This is a genomic window from Streptomyces sp. NPDC091281, from assembly GCF_044757425.1.
GTDB lineage: Bacteria > Actinomycetota > Actinomycetes > Streptomycetales > Streptomycetaceae > Streptomyces.
This window is the reverse complement of record NZ_JBIVUY010000006.1, coordinates 291726-312781: the sequence shown is the minus strand read 5'-3', so window position 1 is coordinate 312781 and position 21056 is coordinate 291726. Positions and strand designations below refer to the sequence as shown.

General features: G+C 73.8%; 18 protein-coding genes. 3 read left to right on the top strand and 15 right to left on the bottom strand.

The features are described 5' to 3' along the window. Window positions 1–91 precede the first annotated feature (91 nt). The 8 genes from cobT to ACIQPQ_RS18245 all read right to left on the bottom strand — a co-directional run bounded on the left by cobT (window position 92) and on the right by ACIQPQ_RS18245 (window position 11582). Window positions 92–4228 (bottom strand): nicotinate-nucleotide--dimethylbenzimidazole phosphoribosyltransferase, encoded by a 4137-nt coding sequence (gene cobT, locus ACIQPQ_RS18280; protein WP_401304994.1) that lies wholly within the window; start codon window positions 4226–4228, stop codon window positions 92–94. Window positions 4229–4643: 415 nt separating this feature from the next. Next, window positions 4644–5852, bottom strand: a complete 1209-nt coding sequence (gene cbiE, locus ACIQPQ_RS18275; protein ID WP_401304992.1) for a precorrin-6y C5,15-methyltransferase (decarboxylating) subunit CbiE — start codon at window positions 5850–5852, stop codon at window positions 4644–4646. A gap of 189 nt (window positions 5853–6041) precedes the next feature. After that, a complete protein-coding gene (locus tag ACIQPQ_RS18270) occupies window positions 6042–6680 on the bottom strand; it encodes a GNAT family N-acetyltransferase (RefSeq protein ID WP_383772478.1) in 639 nt (212 codons plus the stop codon). Between the two features lie 161 nt (window positions 6681–6841). Then, on the bottom strand, window positions 6842–7669 hold the full coding sequence (locus tag ACIQPQ_RS18265) for a MetQ/NlpA family ABC transporter substrate-binding protein (RefSeq protein WP_401304990.1): 828 nt from the start codon (window positions 7667–7669) through the stop codon (window positions 6842–6844). Window positions 7670–7727: 58 nt separating this feature from the next. Then, window positions 7728–8570 (bottom strand): MetQ/NlpA family ABC transporter substrate-binding protein, encoded by an 843-nt coding sequence (locus ACIQPQ_RS18260; RefSeq protein WP_401304988.1) that lies wholly within the window; start codon window positions 8568–8570, stop codon window positions 7728–7730. 180 nt (window positions 8571–8750) lie between these two features. Beyond that, window positions 8751–9494: a methionine ABC transporter permease gene (locus ACIQPQ_RS18255; RefSeq protein WP_383772472.1), complete on the bottom strand. Its 744-nt coding sequence runs from the start codon at window positions 9492–9494 to the stop codon at window positions 8751–8753. Further along, window positions 9491–10525 (bottom strand): methionine ABC transporter ATP-binding protein, encoded by a 1035-nt coding sequence (locus ACIQPQ_RS18250; RefSeq protein ID WP_401304986.1) that lies wholly within the window; start codon window positions 10523–10525, stop codon window positions 9491–9493. Before ACIQPQ_RS18250 ends, ACIQPQ_RS18255 begins: the two co-directional genes overlap by 4 nt. Before the next feature lie 388 nt (window positions 10526–10913). Next, on the bottom strand, window positions 10914–11582 hold the full coding sequence (locus ACIQPQ_RS18245) for an HAD family hydrolase (RefSeq protein WP_383772468.1): 669 nt from the start codon (window positions 11580–11582) through the stop codon (window positions 10914–10916). 90 nt (window positions 11583–11672) lie between these two features. Here ACIQPQ_RS18245 and ACIQPQ_RS18240 point away from each other — a divergent pair, with 90 nt between their 5' ends. Beyond that, a complete protein-coding gene (locus tag ACIQPQ_RS18240) occupies window positions 11673–12032 on the top strand; it encodes a hypothetical protein (RefSeq protein ID WP_401304984.1) in 360 nt (119 codons plus the stop codon). A gap of 94 nt (window positions 12033–12126) precedes the next feature. Beyond that, window positions 12127–12528: a hypothetical protein gene (locus tag ACIQPQ_RS18235; protein ID WP_401305244.1), complete on the top strand. Its 402-nt coding sequence runs from the start codon at window positions 12127–12129 to the stop codon at window positions 12526–12528. On the opposite strand, the gene ACIQPQ_RS18230 is transcribed toward ACIQPQ_RS18235, so the two are convergent. The 3 genes from ACIQPQ_RS18230 to ACIQPQ_RS18220 form a co-directional block, all read right to left on the bottom strand. Continuing rightward, entirely contained in the window at window positions 12510–13007 is a 498-nt protein-coding gene (locus tag ACIQPQ_RS18230) for a GNAT family N-acetyltransferase (RefSeq protein WP_383772460.1), read from the bottom strand. The genes ACIQPQ_RS18235 and ACIQPQ_RS18230 overlap by 19 nt on opposite strands. A gap of 44 nt (window positions 13008–13051) precedes the next feature. Beyond that, window positions 13052–13558 (bottom strand): RNA polymerase sigma factor, encoded by a 507-nt coding sequence (locus tag ACIQPQ_RS18225; protein WP_401304981.1) that lies wholly within the window; start codon window positions 13556–13558, stop codon window positions 13052–13054. 104 nt (window positions 13559–13662) lie between these two features. Next, window positions 13663–14943 carry a glycerophosphodiester phosphodiesterase gene (locus tag ACIQPQ_RS18220; protein WP_401304980.1) on the bottom strand — a complete coding sequence of 427 codons (1281 nt, stop codon included), beginning with the start codon at window positions 14941–14943 and terminating at the stop codon, window positions 13663–13665. A 328-nt stretch (window positions 14944–15271) separates the two neighbouring features. On the opposite strand from ACIQPQ_RS18220, the gene ACIQPQ_RS18215 reads away from it, so the two are divergent. Next, a complete protein-coding gene (locus tag ACIQPQ_RS18215) occupies window positions 15272–15943 on the top strand; it encodes a lysophospholipid acyltransferase family protein (RefSeq protein ID WP_383772455.1) in 672 nt (223 codons plus the stop codon). Between the two features lie 238 nt (window positions 15944–16181). Here ACIQPQ_RS18215 and ACIQPQ_RS18210 read toward each other — a convergent pair whose 3' ends face one another. The 4 genes from ACIQPQ_RS18210 to argH all read right to left on the bottom strand — a co-directional run bounded on the left by ACIQPQ_RS18210 (window position 16182) and on the right by argH (window position 20885). After that, the gene (locus ACIQPQ_RS18210) at window positions 16182–17705 is read right to left on the bottom strand and encodes an MFS transporter (RefSeq protein WP_401304978.1); all 1524 of its coding nucleotides are present in this window, start codon (window positions 17703–17705) and stop codon (window positions 16182–16184) included. Continuing rightward, a complete protein-coding gene (locus tag ACIQPQ_RS18205; protein WP_401304976.1) occupies window positions 17702–18253 on the bottom strand; it encodes a TetR/AcrR family transcriptional regulator in 552 nt (183 codons plus the stop codon). The genes ACIQPQ_RS18210 and ACIQPQ_RS18205 overlap by 4 nt, the downstream gene beginning before the upstream one ends. An 81-nt stretch (window positions 18254–18334) precedes the next feature. Then, window positions 18335–19306, bottom strand: coding sequence for an aldo/keto reductase (locus tag ACIQPQ_RS18200; RefSeq protein ID WP_401304974.1), 972 nt, complete (start codon window positions 19304–19306; stop codon window positions 18335–18337). A 133-nt stretch (window positions 19307–19439) separates the two neighbouring features. Then, on the bottom strand, window positions 19440–20885 hold the full coding sequence (gene argH, locus ACIQPQ_RS18195; RefSeq protein WP_401304973.1) for an argininosuccinate lyase: 1446 nt from the start codon (window positions 20883–20885) through the stop codon (window positions 19440–19442). Window positions 20886–21056: the final 171 nt, after the last annotated feature.

The following is a 21056-nucleotide window of genomic DNA, read 5'->3' as shown; positions in this document are numbered from 1 at the left end:
GTGTGCCGGGGCACAGGTCGGCGGCCCCCGGCGGGGCGGCGCTGCGGACCGCCGGGGAACTGCCCTGACGTGCGGATTCTAAGCAGGTGCGCTACTTCTCGGTCACCCCGGCCGAGTCGAAGGTGGCCACCTCGTGCATGGCACGCGCCGTGGACTGCACCAGCGGCAGGGCCAGCAGGGCTCCGGTGCCCTCGCCGAGCCGCAGGTCCAGGTCGACCAGCGGACGCAGGCCCAGCTTGTTGAGCGCGGCGACGTGGCCGGGCTCGGCGCTGCGGTGGCCCGCGATGCAGGCCGCGAGGACCTCGGGGGCGATCGCGCGGGCCACCAGGGCGGCGGCGCCCGCGCTGACGCCGTCCAGGATCACCGGCGTCCGCAGGGAGGCCCCGCCGAGGAGCAGGCCGACCATGGCGGCGTGCTCGAAGCCGCCGATCGCCGCGAGGACGCCGATCGGGTCGGCGGGGTCGGGCTGGTGGAGTTCGAGGGCGCGGCGGATCACGTCGGTCTTGCGGGCGAGGGTCTCGTCGTTGATGCCGGTGCCGCGGCCGGTGACCTCGGCGGGGTCGGCGCCGGTGAACACGGAGATCAGGGCGGCGGACGCGGTGGTGTTCGCGATGCCCATCTCACCGGTCAGGAGCGCCTTGTTGCCCGCCGCGACCAGGTCGCGGGCGGTCTCGATGCCGACCTCGACGGCCTGCTTGGCCTCCTCGCGGGTCATCGCGGGCCCGGTGGTCATGTCGGAGGTGCCCGCGCGGATCTTGCGGGGCAGCAGGCCGGGGGTGGCGGGGAGGTCGGCGACCACGCCGACGTCGACGACGCAGACCTCGGCGCCCACCTGGGCGGCGAAGGCGTTGCAGACGGCGCCGCCGCCGAGGAAGTTGGCGACCATCTGGGCCGTCACCTCCTGCGGCCACGGGGTGACGCCCTGGGCGTGGACGCCGTGGTCGCCCGCGAAGATCGCGACGGCCGCGGGCTCCGGGATGGGCGGCGGGCACTGCCGGGACAGGCCGGACAGCTGGGCGGAGATGATCTCCAGCATGCCGAGCGCCCCGGCGGGCTTGGTCATGCGTTTCTGCCGCTCCCAGGCCTCGCCGAGCGCCTTGGCGTCCAGCGGGCGGATACCGGCGACGGTCTCGGCGAGCAGGTCGTGCGGGTCCTCGCCGGGCAGGGCGCGACGGCCGTACGTCTCCTCGTGGACCACCCAGGACAGGGGGCGGCGCTTGGCCCAGCCCGCCTGCATCAGCTCGGGCTCGTCCGGGAACTCGTCGACGTAGCCGACGCACAGGTAGGCGACGACCTCCAGGTGTTCGGGCAGGCCGAGGGCGCGGACCATCTCGCGCTCGTCGAAGAAGCTGACCCAGCCGACGCCGAGGCCCTCGGCGCGCGCGGCGAGCCAGAGGTTCTCCACGGCGAGCGCGGAGGAGTACGGCGCCATCTGGGGCTGGGTGTGCCGGCCCAGGGTGTGGCGGCCGCCGCGGGTGGGGTCGGCGGTGACGACGATGTTGACCGGGGTGTCGAGGATGGCCTCGATCTTCAGTTCCTTGAACTGCTTGGCCCGGCCCTTGGGCAGCGACTTGGCGTACGCGTCGCGCTGGCGGGTCGCCAGTTCGTGCATCGCGCGCCGGGTGTCGGCGGAGCGGATGACGACGAAGTCCCAGGGCTGCGAGTGGCCCACGGAGGGCGCGGTGTGCGCGGCCTCCAGGACCCGCAGCAGCACCTCGTGCGGGATGGGGTCGGCGCGGAAGCCGTTGCGGATGTCGCGGCGTTCGCGCATCACCTTCAGGACGGCGGCGCGCTCGGCCTCGTCGTACGCGGGGGCGGCCGGGCCGACCGGCTCGCGCACGGCGGTCACGACGGCGTCGGCCTGGTCGGCGGCGCGGGTGTCCAGGTCGTCCGGGGTCTGCGCGACCTCGGGGTCGGGGACCGGCGCGGCCTCCTGGTCCGGGGCGGCGGCGCGGGGGGCCGGGATGCCGGTCTCCGCGGCGGGACCGACCGGGGGCTGCGGCTGCGGGGCCCCGGGGTCGGCGGGCGGGCCCGCCTGGGCCGACGCGGCGTCCGGGAACGCGGCGGGCGCCGGGGAGCCGACCGGGACGAGCGCCACGTTCTCCTGCTCGGGGAGGTGCGCGGGGCCCTGGGGGTGCTCGGTGAGGGTCTGCGGGGGGTGCGGGGGGTTCGCGGGGAGCAGGGTGTCCGCCGCGTCGGGGGTGGTGAGGTGCGCGGGGCCCTCGGGTACGGGGGCCTCGTGCGCGGGCGCCTGTGCGGTCTCCGTGAGGAGGGGCGTGGCCGGGGCCTCCGGTGCGGCGGGGGCGGGTACGGGCTCGGGGGCCGTCTCCGGGGTGGGCGCGGCGGCGGCCGGCGGCTCGGGAAGGGCGGGTTCCGGCTGCTGCGGGGCCGGGTGCTCCGCTTCGGCGGGTTCCGGGGACGTCTGCTGCGGTTCGGCGGGCTCCGGGGCCGTCTGCCCAGCGGCCGTCTGCTCCGGGGCCGGAACGGTGGGTTCCGTCAGGGGTGCCGTGTCAGGAGCGTGCTGGGGCTGCGGGACGTCGGGCTCGGTCGGCGCGGCGGCGGCGAGGGGCGTCGGGCGAAGTGCGGGCTCGGGGGCTGCGGCCGGGAGGGGGGTCTCGGCGACGGCCGAGGGGGCTTCGGCGGACGCGGCGGCCTCGGCGGGCTGCGGCTCCGGGGCGACGGCCTCGGCCGGTGCGGTCGGCTCGGGTACCGGGATCGGCTCGGGAGCGGCGGGCGCGCCCAGAGTGGTGTCCGGCGGCTCGAACGCCTCGGTGGGCTGAGGCGCCTCGGGTACGGCGGCCTCGGCGACCGGGAGGACGGGCGGGGCCGGGAAGTCCTGGGCGACGGGGGCGGGTTCGGTGACCGGCGTCGGCGTCTCGGCCGTCACCTCGGCCGCCACCGGCGCCGGTTCCTGCGGAGCGGGCTCGGCGGCCTCGGGCGCAGGCGGCGCCGAGGGCGAGTCGGGGGCGGAGGGTGCCTCCTGAGCCGTAGGGGTCTCCGGGGCGGTGTCGGCCTCGGGGGTGATGGGGGGCTCAGGGGCAGTGGGGGGCTCGGTGTCGCTCGGTGCCGGGGGCACGGGGGCTGCGTCGACCGGCGTAGCGACCGGAATCGACGGCTCCGCCTCAGGCGCGACCGTCACCGCCTCGGGAGCGGTCTCCGGCGCGAATTCCGGAAGGGCTTCGGGCTGAAGGGCTTCGGGCTGTGGCTGCTGCTCGGGCACCGACGCCTCGGGCGCGGGCACCTCCGGCGGGCCGCCGACCGGCGGTGCGGCGGCGGGCGCGGGCGCCGCGGGCTGGTCGCCCCCGATCGCCCCGGCCTCGGGGGTCGCCGGGTCCGTCACGGGCACGTCCGCCACCGGCGCGGGGCTCTCGGACGGCGTCGCCTGCGGGGCGGCGGGCTCCTCGGCGGGCCCGCCCACGGGCTGGGGCTCCACCCCTGCCTCGGGCTCAAGCGCGGCCTGGGAAGCCGCCGCAGCCGGAGGCTCCTCCGCGGCCTCGGGCTGCACCGCGCCCTCCGCCTGCACTTCGGGCTCTGCCTGCGCGGCCGCCTCGGTCTCCGCCGCGGCCTGGGGCTCCGGCGCCGAGACCGGCTGCGTCTCGGGGGCCGTCTCCTCCGTGGAGGCGGGCTGTGCGGTGGTCGTCTCCGCGGCGAGGCGGGCCATGACGGCCTGGGCGGCGCCGGGCTGCTCGGCCGGGCGGCCGGGTGCCGGCGCGGCCGGTCCGGCGGCGGGGGCCGGGGTGCCCCAGGGGGCGGCGCCCTGCGGGGACATCTCGCGCTGCGGGGCGTCGAGGTACTCGGGCCCGGCGGGCGGCGGGCCCGGGTGGCGTACGGGGGCGCCCGCGGGGCCGCGGTCGGCGAGCGAGCGGACCGGGCTGGCCGAGGCGTCGGGGATGGGCGGGCCGAGGTGCAGCGGGCGGCGCGGGGCCACCGGGGGCGGGGTCACCGACGGGCCGGGGTGGCGGACGGCGCTGAGGTCGACGGAACCGCTGTCGCGGCCGCCGGTCTCGTGCGGGCCGGGCTCGTGCACGGTCTCGACGACCGGTTCGGGCGCGGGCGGGGCGACCTCGTTGCCCCAGGCGCTCTGGGCGCCCGGCAGCAGCAGGTCTTCGTCCTCGATCGTGCTCTCGGAGAGGTAGGTGAACGCGCCGGGCGCGGAAACGTCCGGCTGCTCCACCTGGCCTGCGTTCTCCGGCAGTCCCTCGGCCGGGACCTGGCCGGTGTCGGTCATGCGTACCCCTCGCCCATCGGTTAGTGCTCCTGTGACCAGCTCACCCGGAACGGCGCACCGACCCGCCCCGCAGTGAAGAACGAGCGTCCGCGCTCCGCGGCACGAGCCACCCGTCCGGGAGGGCCCGCCCCACCCCGGGGAACCCCGGAAAAGCGACAAAGCCACTCAGTGGCATTGTCGCGGCCGTTGCCGCCTCACGACAGCTTGATCGGCGACGCTCCCCTGTGGACTGCGCCACGTTGCGCGCCCTCTGGTCCCGCCGTACCACACGCGCTCCGCAACAGGCACGTTTTTCCGGACATTGACCGACGAAAGGACGGGTGGCCGAATGCGGTCCGACGATCGTCCAGCTTACCGCGCGCGGTAGGACAAACGGATCACCCGGCGGGAGGAGGACGGCCGGTGGCGGTGGCGGTCAGCGGTCGGGGAGCACGCCGCTGAGCAGGAACGCGACGCTCCGCTCGGTCTCCGTCCAGGCCCGGGTGTCGAGTTCGAGGGACTGCACCAGGGCGCAGGTGACGTGGTAGCCGTGCTCGGTGAGGTCCCGGCCGACGCGTTCGGCGGCGTCGCGGGTCATCGCGTGGGTGACGATGCGTTCGGGGCGGCGGTCGGCGACCGCGGACACCACGGCCGCTCCCCCGCCGCCGACGCGGACGACGTCCGGTTCGGGCAGGTTCTCCAGGACCTGCGGGGCGTCGCCGCGGACGATCTTGAGCTGGACGCCGAACCGGCGGCCCGCCGCGTCGGTGCGGGCGCACGCCTCCAGCGAGCGGTCCACGGCGATGACGGCCGCCCCGGCGCGCGCGGCCTCGGCGGCGAAGGCGCCGCTGCCGCAGCCGATGTCCCAGACGAGGTCGCCCGTCCGGGGCCCGAGCCGGGCGAGTTGGGCGGCGCGCAGCAACTCGCCCTCGCCCTCGCCGAGTCCGCCGCCGTACTCCTCGGCGGGCAGCGCCCAGCCGCGCGGGCCGGTGGCGGGGTCGCGGCCGGTGATCCAACTGCCGTCGCCCGCGGGGGCGGCGGCGGCCGGGCCGATGACGATGACGACGTTGGGGTCGCGCCAAGTGTGGTCGGCGGCCTTGTCGGAGGTGACGACGCTGACCCGTTCGCGGTCGGTGCCGAGTTCCTCGCAGATGACGAAGGTGCGGTGGACGCCCTCCATGAGCAGGCCGAGTTCGGCGGGGCCGGCGCCCGGGGAGGTGAGGACGGCGACCTTGGGGTGGGCGCGGCAGACGTTGACGGCGCGGCGCAGGGTGCGGCGGTGGGCGACGACGACCTCGGCGTCGTCCCAGGGCATCCCGGCGCGGGCGAAGGCGGCGGCGACGGCGGAGACGGCGGGCACGACCTCGACCTCCAGGCCGAACTCCGGTGCGCGCAGGGTCCGTACGACGCCGAAGAAGCCGGGGTCGCCGTCGGCGAGGACGACGGCGGTGCCGCGGTGGCCGGTGATGCGGCGGGCGGCGAGGCCGACGCTGCCCAGGCGGATGCGTTCGGCGGCGGGCGGTACCTCGGGCAGGGCCAGGTGGTGCGCGGCCCCGGCCACCAGGGTGGCGGCGGCGAGGGCGGAGCGGGCGGCGTCGGTGAGGGGTGAGCCGTCCCAGCCGATCACGGTGACGCGGTCGGCCATCTCGTCAGTCCCCCGGGGTTCGCGCAGGCAGCGGGCTCCGTGAGGGTACCTGGTCGCCGGAGAGCCGGGAGGCGCGGAGGGGGTGCCTCGACGGGGCGGCGGGCGGAGCGGCCGACGGGGCGAGCGGCGCTGGGCGGGACGCGGGCGGGCGCGGCGGCCGGAGCGCCGTGGCGGGGTGGGGCGGTGGGGTCAGTTCCAGTCGGTGTACGACGGGTAGCCGTCGCCGTCGGCGAGGTGGTCGCCCGCGCCCTCCAGGTCCTCGGGGAGGAGGCTCCACACGATGAAGTCGGTGCGCACCTCGGTCCAGGTGCCGTCGTCGGTGCGGGCGCGCGCTATGCAGGCGTTGCGCAGGACGCCCTCGCTGATGCAGCCGATGCGCTGGGCGACCCGCTGGGCGGCGGCGTTGTCGGCGGCGGTGCGCAGCTCGATGCGCTCGAACTTCTGGTCGGTGAACAGCCATTGGGCGGTGGCGAGGGCGGCCTCGGAGGCGTATCCCTCGCCGCGTGCCCAGGGGGCGACGACGTAGGAGAGTTCGGTGGCGCGCAGGTGCCAGTCGGTGGCGGTGAGGCGGATCAGGCCGACGAGGCGCTGGGTGAGGAACTCGGTGACGGCCAGGTCGAGTCCGCGGCCGGTGACCCGCTCGGCGGGGGCGTGGTCGGTGATCCAGGCGCGGGCGGCGGCGGGCGTGAAGGGCTGGGGGGCGGGGACCCAGGCGACGACCTGTTCGTCGGTCATCATCTCGGCGAGGGCGGGTACGTCGTCCTCGTCGAGGCCACGCAGCACCAACCGCTCCGTGCTGATGGAGATGGTGGGGAAGGTGCTCGTCATGCGGCGCTCCGTAACCTTCGAAAGCCTGCGAAACCGTCAGGGGCCGATCTGCCTGACCGTCAGGCCCGCTGAACTGTCCAGCATGCAGCATGAACGCACCGGGTCGCACCACGGGGTCCGCACCGGCTCGTGCGGTGCGGACCCCGTGCGGTGCGCGGCGGTCAGCCGGTGGGGACCGGCAGGACCGAGCCCTGGTACTTGTCCTCGATGAACTTCTTCACCTCGGGCGAGACGAGCAGCTCGGCGAGCTTCCTGACGCGCGGGTCGTCCTCGTCGCCCTTCTTCACGGCGAGGAGGTTGGCGTAGGGGTTGTCCTTCGCCGACTCCAGCAGGACAGCGTCCTCGGTGGGGCTGAGCCCCGCGTCCTGCGCGTAGTTGTTGTTGATGACGGCGGCGCCCACGTCCGCCAGTGAGCGGGGCAGCTGGGCGGGCTCCAGCTCCTTGATCTTCAGCTTCTTCGGGTTGGCCGTGATGTCGGCGGGCGAGGCCTTGGGACCGGCGTCCGCCTTGAGGGTGATCACGCCCTGGGAGGCGAGGAGTTGGAGGGCGCGGCCCTCGTTGGTGGTGTCGTTGGGCACGGCGACGGTGGCTCCGTCGGCCAGCTCGCGGACGTCCTTGACCTTGGTGGAGTAGACGCCCATGGGCGGCAGGTAGGCCTTGACGACCGGCACCAGGTCGGTGCCCTTGGAGGCGTTGAAGTCGTCGAGGTAGGGCTGGTTCTGGTAGAGGTTCGCGTCGAGCGAGCCCTCCTGGAGTGCGGTGTTCGGCAGGACGTAGTCCGTGAACTCCTTGATCTCCAGGCTCAGTCCGGCCTTCTCGGCGACGTCGTCCTTGATGTACGTCAGGACCTCGCCGGCCGGGACGGCGGTGGCGCCGACGACGAGCGTGTCGTCGGAGCCGCCGCCGTCCCCGGAGCCGGAGCCCGAGCCGCAGGCCGCGAGGGCGAGCGCCAGGGCGAGGGCCGACGCGGGGACGAGGATCTTGCGCATGTGCTCTCCCCGGTGGGGCGGGTCGGATGGATCGGCGGATGCGGCGGGTTCGGCCGGATCAGAAGGACGCGATGACGGAACCGGCGTACTTGTCCTGGATGAACTTGTTCACCTCGGGCGAGACGAGCAGCTTGGCGAGCTTCTTGACGCGCGGGTCGTCCTCGTTGCCCTTCTTCACGGCGAGGAAGTTGCCGTACGGGTTGTCCTTGGGGGACTCCAGGACGAGGGCGTCCTCGGCGGGCTTGAGGTCGGCCTCGATGGCGTAGTTGCCGTTGATGACGGCGGCGTCGACGTCCTGGAGGGAGCGCGGGGTCTGGGCCGCCTCCAGCTCCTTGAACTTGAGCTTCTTCGGGTTGCCGGTGATGTCGGCGGGGGTCGCCTCGTTGCCGACGCCGTCCTTGAGGGTGATGAGGCCGTTCGCGGCGAGCAGCTTGAGGGCGCGCGCCTCGTTGACGGTGTCGTTGGGGACGGCGACGGTGGCACCGCTCTTCAGCTCGTCGGCGCTCTTGAACTTGCTGGAGTAGAGGCCGAGCGGCTCCAGGTGGACCGTGACGACGGGCACGACGTGGGTGCCGTTCTTCTTGTTGAAGTCGTCCAGGTAGGGCTGGTTCTGGAAGTAGTTCGCGCCGACCGAGCCGTCCTCCGTCGCCGTGTTCGGCGTGACGTAGTCGGTGAACTCCTTGACCTCCAGGTCGAGTCCGGCCTTCTTCGCGAGGTTGTCCTTGACGAAGGTGAGGATCTCGGCGTGCGGGACGGGGCTGGCGGCGACGATCAGCGGGCCGCCGCTGTCCGAGGAGCCGGAGGCGGAGTCGTCCTTGTTGTCCGAGCCGCAGGCGGTGAGTCCGAGGGTGAGGGCTCCGACGGCGAGGACGGCGGTGGTGAACTTGGCGGTGTTACGCACGAAAAGTGCCTTTCCTGAGGGTGATGCGACCCCGCTGCGGGTGTGCGGGGAGTCCTGGGTGGGTGGCGCGGGGGCCGCTCACGGGGGGAGCGGAATCCGCACGCGGGGGTGGTGCGGGCCGTGCCGGTCCCGCCGACGGCCGGGACGGCGGTCGGTTCGGGCGGTCGGCGCCGGGGGCGCTCAGTTCTTGCGGACGGTGTCCGTGGCGACGGCGCCGGGGAAGACGCCCCGGAACGGGCGGAAGAGGAGCAGCGGGCCGCCCTTGCCGGTCCTGCGGTGCAGCGAACGGGCCGCGAGGTCACCGCCGAACTGGAGCAGGGAGATCGCGACGGCGAGGACGGCGACGGTGATCCACATCAGGCCCGACTCGAACCGCTGGTAGCCGTAGCGGATGGCGATGTCGCCGAGGCCGCCCGCGCCGACGGTGCCCGCCATGGCGGAGTAGCCGATGAGGGCGATGACCGTCGTGGTGGCGCCGGAGATGAGGGAGGGGAGCGCCTCGGGGACGAGGACGCTGCGCACGACCTTCCAGACGCTGCCGCCCATGGACTGCACGGCCTCGACGAGTCCGCCGTCCACCTCGCGCACCGACATCTCGACGAGCCGGGCGAAGAAGGGGATGGCGCCGATGGCGAGCGGGACGATGGCGGCCTCGCGGCCGATGCTCGTGCCGGTGACCCAGCGGGTGAAGCTCATCAGGGCGACCATCAGGATGATGAACGGCATCGAGCGGACGACGTTCACCAGCTGGCCGATGACCTTGTTGACGACGACGTTCTGGAGGAGGCCGCCCCGGTCGGTGAGGACCAGCAGGACGCCCAGCGGGAGTCCGGCGACCACGGCGATCAGGGTGGACCAGCCCACCATGTAGAGGGTGTCCCAACACGCCTGCTCCAGCAGGGGCCGCATCTCGGACCAGGTCACGGGGCACCGTCCTTCACCAGCACGGGCGCCTGGCCCAGTACGTCGATCTGGAGACCCTGCTCGCGCAGGAAGCCGATGGGCACCACGTTCTCCTCGTAGCGGCCGGGGAGTTCGATGCGCATCCGGCCGACCTGGAGGCCGCCGACGGTGTCGATGGCCGCGCCGAGGATCGAGATGTCGATGTTGTAGGTCCGCGACAGCTGGGAGATGACCGGCTGGGTCGCGGCCTCGCCCTGGAAGGTGACGTCGAGGACGGTGCGGTCGTCGCCGTGGCCCTCGCCGCTGACCGGGAAGAGCGCGGCGGCCAGTTCGGAGCCCGGGGTGGCGAGCAGTTCGCTGACGGGTCCGGCCTCCACGATCCGGCCGTGCTCCATGAGGGCGGCGGAGTCGCAGATGCTCTTGACGACGTCCATCTCGTGCGTGATGAGCAGGACGGTCAGCCCGAGCTGGCGGTTGAGGTCGCGCAGCAGCTGGAGGATGGAGCGGGTGGTCTCCGGGTCGAGGGCGCTGGTGGCCTCGTCGGAGAGCAGCACCTTGGGGTCCCCGGCGAGGGCGCGGGCGATGCCGACGCGCTGCTTCTGGCCGCCCGAGAGCTGCGCCGGGTACGCCTTGGCCTTGTCGGCGAGGCCGACCAGGTCGAGCAGGTCGAGCGCCTTGCGGGACCGCTCCTTGCCGGAGGTGCCGAGGATCTCCAGCGGGAGTTCGACGTTGTCCTGGACGGTCCGCGACGACAGCAGGTTGAAGTGCTGGAAGACCATGCCGATCCGGGTGCGGGCGCGCCGCAGGTCGCGGCTGGCGCGCGGGCCGCGCCGGGCCAGGGCGGTGAGGTCCTGGCCGGCGACGGTGACCGTGCCGGAGGTGGGGCGTTCCAGGAGGTTGACGCAGCGGATCAGGGAGGACTTTCCGGCGCCGGACTGGCCGATGACGCCGTAGACCTCGCCTTCGCGGACGTGCAGGTCGACGCCGTCGAGGGCGGTGACCTCACGGCCGCGCGAGCGGTAGACCTTGGTCAGGCCCGTGGTGGTGATCACAGGGATTCCGTCACTGTCGAGTGCGCGGGGCATGGGTGTTCCCGGGCACGGATGCTTTCGGTCAGGGACGCGACACGGCTCTCGCGGTGGCGATGGAACCGGGGAGGACATGTGCGCTGGGCGGCTTCGCGTCGCGTGCGTCAGGGGCTCTCGGGGAGTCCCGGCCGGTACGGACGTGCCACGGCGGCTCGCTTCGGGGCGCGAGCGCGGGGGGTGGTGCGGGGGCCCTCTAGAAGGCGCACATTCGACACATACAACGAGCACCGGGCGTCATGGTCGCCTCGGTCGCAAGGGTGCGGCTGCTCGTCGTGGTCATGCGATCAGTAAAGCAGACGTACGGTCCTGACCAAGTCCGGGTGTCCGCATCCTGGACATCCGTGGACAGGGTTCAGGCGCGGACGGAGATCTCCACGCCCCCGCCGCTGACCAGTGCGGACACGGCGGACAGGGCGGAGAGGTCGGGGATCACCAGGTCGGCGTGGAGGTCGGCCGCGGGGTGCGTTGTGGCCAACGCCACGGTCGTCATCCCGGCCGCCCGACCGGCCGCGAGGCCCACGGGGGCGTCCTCGAAGACGACGCAGTCGGCCGGTTCGACGCCCAGTGCGCGGGCGGCGCGCAGATAGGGCTCGGGGTCGGGCTTGCCGCGGGTGACGTCGTCGGCGGTGACCAGGGTCTTGGGGCGGATGCCGACGGTGGCGAGCCGGGCCTCGGCCAGCCGCCGGGTGGCGGAGGTCACCACGGCCCAGCGGTCGGCGGGCAGCGCGTCGAGGAAGGCGCGGGTGCCGGGCAGCAGCTCCACTCCCCCGTTCGGTACGTCGGCGACCTCCAGCTCCTCGACCCGGGCGACGGCCTCGGGCACCAGCGCGGCGGGCACCAGGTCGGCCACGATCTCGACGGCGGTCCGGCCGTGCAGGGGGACGCGGCCGAACTCCTCGGCGGATATGCCGTACTCGCGGGCCCACAGGGTCCAGCAGCGCTCCACGGAGGCGAGGGTGGAGACGAGGGTGCCGTCGTTGTCGAAGAGGAGGGCCTGCGCGTGGAGGGTGCGGATCGTCATGACCTCGACCCTACGTGCCCCCGCGCGGGCGCCGGGGACCGTGCCGGGGTCGCCGGAGGAGGGCCGCATACGCCGTAATAGGGTCACTGCATGTTTGATGCCCTGACGCTGGTGACCGGGGTCGCCGCGCTGCTGCTGGCCGCCTGGTGCGGCTGGGCGGCCTACCGGGACCAGCCGACCAAGGACTGGCACTTCACGGCGATGGCCGTGGTGTCGGTGCTGGCGCTGGCGCAGCTGGTGGTCGGGGTGGTGCAGCTGGCGCGGGGAGAGGACCCGGCGCAGGGCACGACGATCTTCGTGGCGTATCTGCTGGGCGCGTTCGCGTGCGTCCCGGCGGCCGGTTTCATGTCGCTGGCGGAGCGCACGAAGTGGGGTTCGGTGACGGTCGCCGCGAGCGGTGTGGTCCTCGCGGTCCTGGAGGTGCGGCTCTATGACATCTGGGGAGGCTGACGTGACGGCGACCGGAGATGCGGAAGGAACCACGGGCCCGGAGACGCCCGGAACCACCGGCGGCCGGGCCGCGGACGGTACGGGCGGGCGTCCGGTGCGGCTGATCGGCGGGCCCGGACTGGTGCTGGTCTGGTTCTACGGCGTGATGGTGGTCGGCGCGGTGTCGCGGTCGGTGTTCGAGATCGCCACCAAGTTCGAGCACGCCCCGCTCGCCTACTCCCTGTCGGCGCTGGCCGGACTCGTGTACGGCTTCATCACGTACACGCTGGTGCGCGGCGGGGAGACGGCCCGCAGGGCGGCGCAGGTGTGCTGCGCCGCCGAGCTGGCGGGCGTGCTGATCGTGGGGACCTGGACCCTGATCGAGCCCTCGGCCTTCCCCGACTCGACCGTGTGGTCGGACTACGGGATGGGCTACGTGTTCATCCCGGTGCTGCTGCCGGTGACGGCGCTGTACTGGCTGCGCCGGTCGCGGACCGCTCAGGCGGTCGCCGCGTAGGCCGCGGCGGCCTTCTCCAGGACGATCATCGGGACGCCGTCGGTGCCCTGGGAGGTGCCGACCGTCTCGTAGCCGACCCGGCGGTACAGGCGCAGGCCGCTCTCGCTGCGGTGGCCGGTGAAGAGCCGGAAGCGCTTGGCGCCGCGCTCCTCGGCGAGCGCCGACTCGGCCGCGCGCAGCAGCCGGGCGCCGATGCCGTGCCCCTGGAGGCGGGGGTGGACGCAGAGCTTGCCGATGGCGGCGGCGCCGTCCTCGGTGCTGGTGCCCCGGACCGAGCCGACCACCTCGTCGCCGAGCCGGGCCACGAAGACGCAGTCGGAGACCAGTTCCTGGCGGACCTCGTCGAGGGTCTGGACGAGGGGCGCGATGCGGTAGTTGCCGTACAGCGCCGCCTCTTTCTGGAAGCACAGGTACTGCAGTCTGAAGATCTGCTCTGCGTCCTGCTCGGTCGCCACCGAGATGGTCACGCTCATGCCCATGTGCGCACGCCTCCCGCTCACCTGATCGCCTGTGTCCTCCACTCCTATCCCCGTGCTTCGCCGGCCGCAACCTCCCTCGTCAGCACCCGCCGCAGACATCCCAGGCATTTGGAGCGTTCCGGTCCGAGACTGCCCTGTGAGATACCCAACTCCCCCGCGATCTCCCGGTAGGTGGGGTCCTGCGGCGCCAGCAGGGCGAGCAGCAGCCGGGAGCAGCGGCCCGGCAGCCGGAGCACGGCCTCGCGGACGGCGCGCCCGCCGACGGCGGCGAGGACGGTGTGCTCGGGACCGTGGCCGCCGTCGGCCACCGGCTCGGCCGGGTACGGGTGTTCGCGGCGGTCGGTGCGGCGGGCGCGGCGGGACTCGGCGCGGACGGCGCGGCGCAGCCAGTGGTGCGGGTCGCGGGGCGGGCGTCCGGCGGCGAGCCGTTCCAGGAGGCGGAGGGAGACGGCCTGTTCGAGGTCGGCGGCCTCGGCTCCGGTGGCGTGCGCCTCGGCGGCGGACTCGGCGGTGAGCAGCGGGCGCAGGGCGGTGAGCAGGTCGTACGTCATGTGCGGCACGACGCGGCCGCCCGCGGGTCGGTTGCCCGCGGGCGGCCGGTGTCACCCCAACGGGGTCGGGGGCCGTTGACGGCCCCGGCGGTTTCGGGGGCCGGTCAGGAGCCGTCGACGAAGTCGGCGCGGGCCAGCAGGCCGGTGTCGGGCTGGTCGGTGAAGACGCCGTCGATGCCGGTGGCGAAGTAGGCGCGGTAGAGGCCGAAGACGTCGCCGTACGCGTCGGGGTCGCTGCCCTTGCGGAAGCGGGGCGGCAGGAACGGGTTCTCGTTGCGCAGCGTGTACGGGTGGAGGATCAGCCCGGCGGCGTGGGCGTCGCGGACGAGGGTGGTCGGGGTGGTGAGGTCGCCCGCCGCGTCCTTCGGGATGACCAGGTCGAGGGTGGGGCCGATGCCGTCGGCGTAGCGGGCGATCTCGCGCAGCCCCTGGCGGGTGACGAGGTCGGCGACGGTGCGCGGGTCACCGGCGGTGACGAGGTCCCAGGGGCGGGTGGTGGCGCCGGACAGGAGGACCACGAGCGGGTTGCCGACCAGCCGGTCCAGCCGCTGGACGCTGGTGGGCTCGAACGACTGGAGGATGACGGGGGCGTTGCGGCCGTCCTTGCCGTGGCGGCGCAGGATCTTCGCGACCCGCTCCTCCAGGCCGAGGCCGAGCTGCCGGAAGTAGGTGGGGTGCTTCAGCTCGGGGTAGATCCAGACCTGCCTGCCGCGGCGGCGGGTCTGCTCGTCCTGCCAGCGCAGCACCTCCTCGAAGGTGGGGATCTCCCAGCGGCCGTCGTAGAGCGTGTTGTGGGGGCGGTTGGCCGGGATGCGCTCGGTGGCGCGCAGCGTCTTCAGCTCGGCGAGCGTGAAGTCCTCGGTGAACCAGCCGGTGGTGGCGACGCCGTCCAGCGACTTGGTGGTGCGGCGGGAGGCGAACTCGGGGTGGCTCGCCACGTCGGTGGTGCCGCCGATCTCCGGCTCGTGGCGGCAGACGAGGTGGCCGTCGCGGGTGGGGACCAGGTCACCGGCCTCGACGATGTGCGCGCCGAGGTCCAGGGCGAGCTGGTAGGAGCCGAGGGTGTGTTCGGGGCGGTAGCCGCTGGCGCCCCGGTGACCGATGATCGTCGGCACCGGGAGGCTCGCGAGACCGCGGGCACCGTGCCGGGCTTCGGTGCGGTCGGTGCCGCTGCTTTCGGTGCCGGTGCGGTCGGCCCCGGCGGCGTGGGCGGTGCCGGAGAGGCCGAGGCCGGTCCCGGCGGCGCCCAGCGCGGCGGCGGCGCCGAGGAAGGCACGGCGTGCGCTGCGGCCCGCTCCGGGGCCGGGGCGTCGGGGGTCGTCGAGGTGCGGTGTGCCCGGCTCGTCCTGCGCTCCGTGCGTGCCCTGCGTGCCCTCGGTCGTCATGGGGGTCTCCTGCCGTCGGCTCGTCGCGTGCGGGCCGATCGTAGGGGCGTCGACATGGCGGTGGGGAGGCGGCGATCCGAACGGGCGGGTGACGGGGGATGGCCGTCGGCGGGCCGAGCGGGGCGGGGGCGGTTGACGGGGTGTCATGGGGCGGGGCGGGGGCCGGATGTGGGGCCGGGCGGCGGGGCTCGAACAGGTAAACGCACGTCAACAGTGCGTAAGACCTCGGTGAACCCGATGTGCGCGGGGGCGGGGCGCGCGAGTATCGTCCTCAGCTGCACAGACTGCTGTACAGACTCCTGCACACCCCTTGACACCGGAGGGTCCGTTGTCCCGCTTCGCACTCATCAAAGCAGTGCTCGGACCGGTCATGCGCCTGATGTTCCGCCCCCGTGTCGAAGGCGTGGAGCACATCCCGGGCGACGGACCGGTGATCCTCGCCGGGAACCACCTCACCTTCATCGACTCGATGATCCTGCCGCTCGTCTGCGACCGGCAGGTCCTCTTCATCGGCAAGGACGAGTACGTCACCGGCAAGGGGATCAAGGGCCGGCTCATGGCCTGGTTCTTCACCGGCGTCGGCATGATCCCCGTGGACCGCGACGGCGGCAAGGGCGGCGTCGCCGCGCTGATGACCGGGCGGCGCATCCTGGAGGAGGGGCGGGTCTTCGGGATCTACCCCGAGGGGACCCGCTCGCCCGACGGACGCCTGTACCGCGGGCGGACCGGGATCGCGCGGCTCACGCTGATGACGGGAGCGCCGGTGGTGCCGTTCGCGATGATCGGCACGGACCGCATCCAGCCCGGAGGCTCGGGGATGCCGCGGCCGTCGAAGGTGACGGTGCGGTTCGGGGAGGCGCTGGAGTTCTCCCGGTACGAGGGCATGGACCGGGACCGGTATGTGCTGCGGGCGGTGACGGACTCCGTGATGACCGAGGTGATGCGGTTGTCGGGGCAGGAGTATGTGGACATGTACGCGACGAAGGCCAAAGCCGCCTGAGCCTGAGCCTCCGGCGGTTGGGCGGGGTGGGGCGTGCGGGGGGGTCCCCGCGGCCCTTGGAAACCCGCTTTCGGGTGCGGGTGCGTCGTGGTTTGTCGCGCCGTTCCCCGCGCCCCTGAGGGAGCCGATTTCGGGTGCGGGATTCGTTGTGGCTGGTCGCGCAGTTCCCCGCGCCCCTGAATGTGGGCGGGCCACCGACTTTGTCGGTGGCCCGCCCACATTCATGTGTCGGCGTGTGTCACGCGTGGTCCTTCAGGGACTCGTTCTTCAGCATGAACCAGGCTGCCACTGCTGTGGCCAGGAGGACCAGGGCGCCTGCTCCGGCGGCCAGGGTGAGGCCGTCGACGAAGGCTTCCCGGGCTGCGGTGAGGAGGGTGTGCGCGGTGTCCTCGGGGAGGGTGGACGCCGCTTCGACGGCTCCGCCGAGGGATTCGTGGGCACCCTCGGGGGTGCCGGGCGGGGACGGGAAGCCGCGGTAGACCCCGGTGACGATGGAGCCGAGGACGGCGATGCCGAGGGCGGCGCCGAGTTCGTACGCCGTCTCGGAGACCGCCGACGCCGAGCCCGCCTGGTCCTTCGGGACCGAGGACAGGATGACGTCCGCGGTGACCGTGAACGAGAAGCCCGCGCCGACGCCGACGACCAGCAGGGCCGCGCCCAGCAGCGGGTAGCCGGTGGACGCGTCGATCACCGTCAGGGACGCCAGGGCCAGGCCGATCGCCGCGAGGCCGCCGGAGACGACCGCGCGCACCGACCAGCGCCGGGCCACCCGGCCCGCGATCAGACCGGCGACCACCGCGCCGATCGCGGCGGGGAGTTCGGCGAGGCCCGCCTCCAGCGGGCGCCTGCCCTGGACCAGTTGCAGGTACTGGGAGAGGAAGAAGACCAGGCCGGAGAGGCCGAGGATGGTCAGCAGGTCGGCGAGGACGGCGCCGCTGAACCCGCGGTTGCGGAACAGCCGCATGTCCAGCAGCGGCTTCGGCAGGGTCAGCTGGCGGCGGACGAAGCCGTACAGCGCCGCCGCGCCCAGCAGGGCCGTGCCGACGGTGACCGGGGTGACGCCGTGCGAGGCGGCCTCCTTCACCGCGTACACGACGGCGATCATGCCGACGAGGGAGAGCACGACGCTCGCCAGGTCCCAGGGGCCCGGGTTCGGGGTGCGGGACTCGGGGAGGGTGCGGATGCCGACGAGCACCAGCACCGCCATGACGGGCAGGTTGATGAGGAAGACCGAGCCCCACCAGAAGTGTTCGAGGAGGAAGCCGCCGACGATCGGGCCGACCGCCGTGCCGGCGGAGGCCGCCGCGCCCCAGATGCCGACCGCGAGGCTGCGCTCGCGCGGGTCGTGGAACAGGTTGCGGATCAGGGCGAGGGTGGCGGGCATCAGCGTGGCACCGGCGACGCCGAGCAGGGCGCGGGCCGCGATCAGCATCTCGGGCGTCGTCGCGTACGCGTTGAGGACGGACAGCGCGCCGAACGCGGTGGCGCCGACGAGCAGGATGCGCTTGCGGCCGATGCGGTCGCCGAGGCTGCCCATCGACACCAGCAGACCGGCGATGACGAACGAGTAGACGTCGCCTATCCACAGCAACTGGGTGCCGGTCGGCTCCAGGTCCTCGCTGATGTACGGGGTGGCGAGGCCGAGGACGGTCGCGTCGACGGCCACCAGCAGCACGGCGAGCACGAGGACGGAGAGCGCGAGCCAGCGGCCGGGGCGCTTCACCGCCTCGGTCGTGGTCGCCGGCTGCGTCGTGCTGGTCATGATTCCTCTCTCCGTAGCGCGCCACCGAGCAGCAGCTCGGTGACCATGTGCGTGAAGTCGTTGCGGGCGACCCTGCCCTCGGTGACCGCCCAGGCGCCGGAGGCCAGCAGGCCGTAGAGCGCCTCGGTCAGCCAGGCGGGGGTCAGGTCGATGCGGAACTCGCCGGTCTCCTGTCCGCGGCGGAACAGGGTGGCGATGTGCTCGTCGATGCGGGTCCAGCCGGGGTTCTGCTCCTCGCCCTCGAAGAGCTGGTTCTCCGTGTAGAGGAAGGCCAGCAGGGCGGCGGCTGGCTCGATCTCGCGGATCATGCGGCGTACGGCCTCGCTCGCGGGACCGTCGTCGGGGCGGGCGCGCGCCAGGGCGGCCTCGCACTCCTCGATGCCGAGCGCCTCCAGCGCCCGGACGAGCGCGTCCCGCCCGGCGAAGTGCCGGTGCAGCGTCGCCCGGCTGATCCCGGCGGCCCGCGCGACCTCGTCCATGGTCGCGGTGGATTTCCGGGTCAGCAGCGCGGCGGCACTGCGCAGCACGTGGTCACGATCGACAGCCATGAGACGAGCATAGCCCATGTGAGACATGAATGTCTCACTACGGGCGTAGACGTCTCATGGCTGGGCGGGGAACGCGGGGGGTCAGTGCCAGGGCAGGCGGGCGCGGTGGTCCCAGTACGCGGCCGGGTCCTCCGGGAGCGCGGCGAGCCGGGCGAGTTGCTCCTCGTCGAGGTCGACGACGGCCGCGTGCAGGTTGGAGGCGAGCTGGGCGGTGGTGGCGGCGCCGGACAGGACGACACCCGCCCACGGCTGCCGCAGGATCAGCGCGAGGGCGACGGCGTCGCAGCCGAGGGAGGTCTCCTCGGCGATCTCCCGCAGGGCGGGCGGGGCCTCGGGTCCGGCGAGGCGGCCGTTGGCGACGCCCTCCTTGACGATCACCGTGAGCCCGGCGGCGTGCGCCTCGGCCAGCGCGGGTCCCGCGGAGGTCTCCAGCGCGTTCCACGTCGACTGGACGGTACGGAAGAGGGGGGCGCCGTCGGCCTCGACGGCGAGGGCGGCGCGGATCGCGTCGGCCTGGGCGGGGCCGCTGGTGGAGAAGCCGACGGTGAGGCCCCCGGCGGCGGCCTCCGCGAGGCGGGCGTGCAGCTCCTTGTCGGTGAGGGCCGGGCTGTCCGGGGTCACCGAGTGGATCTGGTAGAGGTCGAGGCGGTCGCCGAGCAGGGCGGCGGTCTCCGCGCGCTGCCGTTCGTAGGTGGCGAGGGCGTGGTCCTTCACCTCGTGCTGCTCGGCCTCGACGGACCAGCCCGCGGTGTAGGTGTAGCCCCACTTGCTGCCCACAACGACGTCGGTCGCCTCGGGGCGGGCGCGCAGCCAGTCGGCGAGGAACTCCTCGGCGCGGCCGTAGGAGCGGGCGACGTCGATGTAGCGGACGCCCTGGGCGTAGGCCGCGTCCAGCAGGGCGTGGGCGCGCTCACGCAGGGCGTCGACGCCGCGGTCGGCCGGGAGGTCGCGGTCGCGGCCGAGGGTGAGATAGCCGGGGCGGCCGACCGCGGCGAGCCCGAGTCCCAGGTGGCAGGTCGGGGTCGTGGCGGTGGCCAGGCGGGCGAAGGGCATCGCGGGCTCCGTTCGGTCGGCTCCGTGCGGCTGACGACCAACGTACCCGCGACGCCCCACGCGTCACCCGAGACGCCCGCGACGCTCGTCCCGAGTCGGCCGGGGCCGGGGGGCGGGGGCAGCGGGCCGGGGTTCAGCCCTGCCGGGGCGGGGTGCCCTTCGCCGTGGCCCAGGCGTGCTGGACGGCCAGGTCGTCCCGGACCTCGGCGAGCTGGACCGCGACCGCGCTGGGGGCGGTGCCGCCGCGGCCGTCGCGGGAGGCGAGGGCGCCGGCGACGTTGAGGACCGAGCGGACCTCGGGGGTGAGGTGGGCGGAGATCTTGGCGAACTGCTCGTCGGTCAGCTCGTCCAGTTCCTTGCCCTCGGCCTCGGCGGCCTTGACGCACTCCCCCGCGACCTCGTGCGCGACCCGGAACGGCACCCCCTGCTTGACCAGCCACTCCGCGATGTCGGTGGCGAGGGAGAACCCGGCCGGGGCCAGCTCCTCCAGGCGCTCGCGGTGCACGGTGAGGGTGGCGATCATGCCGGTGAAGGCGGGGAGCAGGACCTCCAGCTGGTCGCAGGAGTCGAAGACGGGCTCCTTGTCCTCCTGGAGGTCGCGGTTGTAGGCGAGCGGCAGGGCCTTCAGCGTGGCCAGCAGGCCGGTGAGGTTGCCGATGAGGCGGCCGCTCTTGCCGCGCGCCAGCTCCGCGATGTCGGGGTTCTTCTTCTGCGGCATGATCGACGAGCCGGTGGAGAACGCGTCGTGGAGGGTGACGAAGGAGAACTCCTTCGTGTTCCAGATGATGATCTCCTCGGCGATCCGGGAGAGGTCGACGCCGATCATCGCGGTGACGAAGGCGAACTCGGCGACGAAGTCCCGCGAGGCCGTGCCGTCGATGGAGTTGGCGACGCTGCCGTGCTCGAAGCCGAGGTCGGCGGCGACGGCCTGCGGGTCGAGGCCGAGGGAGGAACCGGCGAGCGCGCCGGAGCCGTACGGCGAGACGGCGGTCCGCGTGTCCCACTGGCGCAGCCGCTCGGCGTCCCGGCTCAGGGCCTGGACGTGGGCCAGGACGTGGTGGGCGAAGAGGACCGGCTGGGCGTGCTGGAGGTGGGTGCGGCCGGGCATCGCGACGTCCGGGTGCGCCTCGGCGAGGCCGACCAGGGCGTCCTGGAGTTCGGCGATCAGACCGCCGATGATCCGGGCGTGGTCGCGCAGGTACATCCGGAAGAGGGTGGCGATCTGGTCGTTGCGGGAGCGGCCCGCGCGCAGCTTGCCGCCGAGGTCGGGGCCGAGCCGCTCCAGCAGGCCGCGCTCCAGGGCGGTGTGCACGTCCTCGTCGGCGACGGTGCCGACGAAGGCGCCGGACGCGACGTCGGCCTCCAGCGTGTCCAGTCCGGCGAGCATGGCGGTCAGTTCGTCCGCGGTGAGCAGCCCCGCCTTGTGCAGCACGCGCGCGTGGGCGCGGGAGCCGGCGATGTCGTAGGGGGCGAGGCGCCAGTCGAAGTGGACGGACGCGGACAGCTTCGCCAGGGCCTCGGCGGGACCGTCGGCGAAACGCGCGCCCCAGAGCCGTACGTCACCGCTGTTGCTGCTCACTTGCGTCGCTCCTAGGGAGAGGGGACCGGGGAGGCCGGGGAGGGGGCGTGCGCCGTCGGCCGTGTCCCCGAACCGCTCTGCATGAGTATGCAGGAGTCTGCATGCATAGTCAAAGTCGTCGGTGGGGCCGTCGTCCGCCCCCGCCGGGACGATCACGCGGGGCGCACGCGC